Raw genomic sequence first — 4,161 nt, 5'->3', positions numbered from 1 at the left:
TCCGCAACCTTGTCTCGGCGACGTTGCACCGCAAATGGCGCGGTTGGCTGGACAGCCGCTTCAATGAAGCGCTGCTGGACGGCAATCATACGCATTTCCATGCCCAGCACGCGTCGACCGGCAGCGGCGCACCGGCCCCCGACAACATCGACCAGCGCGTCCAGGAATCCATCAAGGACATGACCGGTGGCGCCATCGGGCTCGCCATGGGCGTGCTTGGCGTTGCCACATCGCTCTATTTCGTCGGCCAGAAGCTGCTCGAAAACTCCGTCGAGGTGAAGGGGCTGGAATTTCTCGGCAGCTATGGCAGCGCCATCCTCGCCTTCCTGGCCGTCGCCACCTACGTGCCGCTGAACACTTGGATCGCGGTCAAGCTCGGCGGCCTGCTCGAGCGCCTCAACGTCAGGATGCAGCAGGCCGAGGGCAGCTATCGCGGCGAGCTGACGACATTCCTGCGGCGGTCCTTCCACGTCGCGGCGTCTCAGGGCGAAGGCGTGCAAAGGACCATGCATGGCCGGCTTTATGTCGACATCGACGGCACCTGGACGCGGCTGAACATCGTCAACACCGTCTATATGTCGTTCGAGCTGATCTACAATTTCATCGGTGCCCGCATTGTCGCCTACGGACCGGGCCTGGTGCCGTTCATCCACAACGGTCTCGACCTCAAGGGCTACATAACCGGCTCCGAGCTGGTCAATTCGCTGATCGGCCAGTGTTCCTGGTTCATCCACGTCATGCCCGCCATCGCCACGTTGCGCGCCAACAGCCAGCGTGTCACCGAGCTGGCCAATGCGATCGAGAATGTCCAGCATCCGCAGGAATTCTACAGCCAGACCGGCCGCTCCGACTTCCACTATGCCAGCCAGAACCCGGTTTTCGGCCTGACCATCCAGAAGCTCGAACTGGCGCATCAGGGCGAGGACGCGACGCCCTTTCTCAGCGCCGCCAATCTGCGCTTCCGGCGCGGCGAATGGACTTTCCTGAAAGGCGAGTCCGGTTGCGGCAAGACCTCGCTGATCAAGGCGATCAACGGCCTGTGGCCCTATGGCCGCGGCACCATCGTCTTCCCCGAGGGCGTCAAGAGTTTCTATGCCGCCCAGGAGGTCAAGCTGCAGCCTGTGTCGCTGAAACAGTTGGTCTGCCTGCCCGGCTCCGAGCACGACCATGGCGATGCGCAGGTGGCGTCGGCGCTGCACAAGGCGGGGCTCGGCGACTTCATCGAGCACATGGCCGACGAAAGCCGCGAAGGCAAAAGCTGGGACCAGGTGCTGTCGGGCGGCCAGAAACAGAAGCTGGTGGTGGCTCGCATCGTGCTGCAGCAGCCGGGATTGCTGTTCCTCGACGAGGCGACCGGCGCGCTCGACCCCGATGGCAAGGTCGCCTTCCACCAGGCCATCAAGGACAACTGCCCCGATGTCACGGTGATCAGCGTCATGCACGAGGCGGTGGCGCCGAGATCGATGACGGGCAGCGAGTTCTATCACAGCATCGTCGCGATCGCCGACGGCGTCGCCACCAAGAAGCCGCTGGTTCCGACCCTCCCCGCCGAACTCACCACCATTCTGGTGCAGCCAAGGCCGGCCCCAAGGCCGGTCGAGGACAAGTGGCTGCGCTTCTCGCGCCGGCTGAAGCAGAAATAACGGTTATTCCGCCCTGGTCTGCCTGGTCGAACGGCGGCCGGTGATCACAGTCTCGCGATCTCGGCTGCTCGTCGGCATTTTCCCTCCTCACCGCGATTGACACGGCAAGGCGCGCTCCTATGTTGCGCCCGCTTGCAGACAATCAAACGCGAACCCGCAAGCAGAAAGGTCACCGCGCCATGCCTGGCGACAGTCACAGTCGAACGCAACAGCCGTCCGCCCTGACGTGACCTCACATGGTTCATGTCCTGCCGGACGGCAAGGAGTGAGCCATGAACGAATTTACCACGGTGGCAAGCGACGAGGCCGTCGCGATTGCCCGTATCCTAGCCAACGATCACGTCGCCGACATTGTCGAGGCCCTGAACAGGGAGCCTCGAGAGACCGCGACGGAACTGCTCTGTGAAGTGACGTTCGAACGTCTGGTCGAGATCTTCGATCAGCCGGAACTCGACGGCGCGTCGGAACTCATGGAGGCGCTGCCGCGCGCCAAGGCGGGCAAGCTGCTCACCGCCATGTCGGTCGACCGTGCCGCCGACATTTTGCGCGAGCTCGACGAGCCGGCGCGTTCCGAGCTGCTCGGCGGACTTGCGCCGCCGCTGCGCGCAACGCTGCTCTCCATCCTCGGCTATCCCGAAGGCAGTGCCGCATCGATCATGACGACGGAGTTCGTCAGCGTGCCCTCGGACTGGAGCGTCGGGCAAACGCTCGACTACATCCGCAAGGTGGAGCGGACGCGCGAGACCGTCTATGCGATCTATATCGTCGATCCGCAAACGCACCTGCTTGTGCGCTCGACGGGCCTGCGCCGGCTGATCACCGGTGAGCCGGACGATTCGATCATGACGGTGGCGCCGGATCATCTTCCGGTGACGGTCGGCCCGCTGACCGATCGCGAAACGCTGGCGCAGACGATCTCCAAATACGATCTGCTCGCCGTTCCGGTCGTCGACCATGGCAAGATCCTCGGCATCGTCACCATCGACGACATCATCGACACGATGATCGCGGAGACGACCGAGGATGTGCACCGTTTCGGCGGCATGGAGGCGCTGGACGAGCCGTACATGAAGATGAGCTTCCTCGCCATGATCAGGAAACGCGGCGGCTGGCTGTGCGCGCTGTTCATCTCGGAGATGCTGACGGCCAACGCCATGCAGAGCTATGAGGGCGAGCTGGAGAAGGCGATCGTGCTGACGCTGTTCATCCCGCTGATCATGAGCTCCGGCGGCAATTCCGGCTCGCAGGCGACCTCGCTGGTCATCCGCGCGCTGGCCTTGCGCGAGATCGGCCTTGGCGACTGGTGGCGGGTGGCGCTGCGCGAGCTGCCCACCGGCCTGGTGCTGGGCGCCATGCTCGGTGTGGTCGGCGTCTGCCGCATCGCGCTCTGGCAGTATATGGGCTTCTACGACTATGGCCCGCACTGGCCGCTGATCGCCACCACGGTGGGTGCTGCACTGGTCGGCATCGTCACCTTCGGTTCGCTGTCGGGGTCGATGCTGCCGTTCGCCTTGAAGCGCATCGGCTTCGACCCGGCCAGCGCATCGGCGCCGTTCGTTGCCACGCTGGTCGATGTCACCGGGCTGGTGATCTATTTCTCGGTGGCGCTGGTGATCCTGCGCGGCACGCTTCTGTAGCAACCATCTCCGCCGTGGCATGACCTTGCCGCGGCGGAGTTCCTCAACCAGGATTTGCCGTCAATCGACCCGCTCGCCGTCCTTCACGCGATAGGTCGGCTTGTACATGGTGACCAGTTCTTCCGCCGCTGTCGGATGCACGGCCATCGTACGGTCGAAATCGTCCTTGGTCAGGCCGGCCTTCAGCGGGATGCCGAGCAGCTGCGCCATCTCGCCGGCGTCCGGCCCCAATATGTGGGCGCCAAGCACTTTCTTCGACGCGCCATCGACCACCAGCTTTATCAGCATCTTCTCGTCGCGCCCGGACAGGGTGTGCCGCATCGGCCGGAATGTGGCGCGGTAGATCTCGATGTCGGAAAAGCGTTTGATGGCATCGTCCTCAGACAGGCCGACCGTGCCGATCTCCGGCTGTGAGAAGACGGCGGTCGCGATCGTCTCGTGATCGGGCGCGGTCGGATTTCCCTTGAAGGCGGTTTCGATGAAGCACATCGCCTCATGGATCGCCACCGGCGTCAGCTGCACGCGGTTGGTGACGTCGCCGATTGCCCAGATGTTGTCGACATTGGTGCGGGAATATTGGTCGACGGCGATGGCGCCGGTCTTGGTCATCTCCAGTCCGATGCCTTCCAGGCCCATATTCTCGGTGTTGGGAATGCGGCCGATGGCCAGCATCACCTGGTCGACGGTCAGCACCTCGCCACCGCTGACCAGCGCATCGAGCCGGCCGTCCGGCCGCTTGCGGATCCATTCGGACACGGAATGGCAGAGGATCCTTATCCCCTTCTTTTCCATCGTTTCGTGCAGCATGCGCCGCAGGTCCATGTCGAACCGGCTGAGGATCTCCTTGCCGCGATAGACCAGCGTGGTGTCGACGCCGAGAC

The 4,161-nt window shown here is 63.7% G+C and carries 3 protein-coding genes; 2 read left to right on the top strand and 1 reads right to left on the bottom strand.

Going from position 1 to position 4,161, the window contains the following annotated elements:
• Together EN925_RS25700 and mgtE are read left to right on the top strand one after the other, a co-directional pair.
• The coding region (locus tag EN925_RS25700) for an ABC transporter ATP-binding protein/permease (RefSeq protein WP_164894382.1) at positions 1 to 1,643 on the top strand (1,643 nt) is incomplete at its 5' end.
• A 272-nt stretch (positions 1,644 to 1,915) separates the two neighbouring features.
• Positions 1,916 to 3,280, top strand: a complete 1,365-nt coding sequence (gene mgtE, locus EN925_RS25695; RefSeq protein WP_064993196.1) for a magnesium transporter — start codon at positions 1,916 to 1,918, stop codon at positions 3,278 to 3,280.
• Positions 3,281 to 3,340: 60 nt separating this feature from the next.
• Here mgtE and EN925_RS25690 read toward each other — a convergent pair.
• Positions 3,341 to 4,161: FAD-dependent oxidoreductase (locus EN925_RS25690; RefSeq protein WP_164894381.1), on the bottom strand; the 821-nt coding region annotated here is incomplete at its 5' end.

It is taken from the genome of Mesorhizobium sp. M7A.F.Ca.US.006.04.2.1, from assembly GCF_004022915.1.
Lineage (GTDB): Bacteria > Pseudomonadota > Alphaproteobacteria > Rhizobiales > Rhizobiaceae > Mesorhizobium > Mesorhizobium ciceri.
This window is presented reverse-complemented; position numbering and strand designations above follow the sequence as displayed.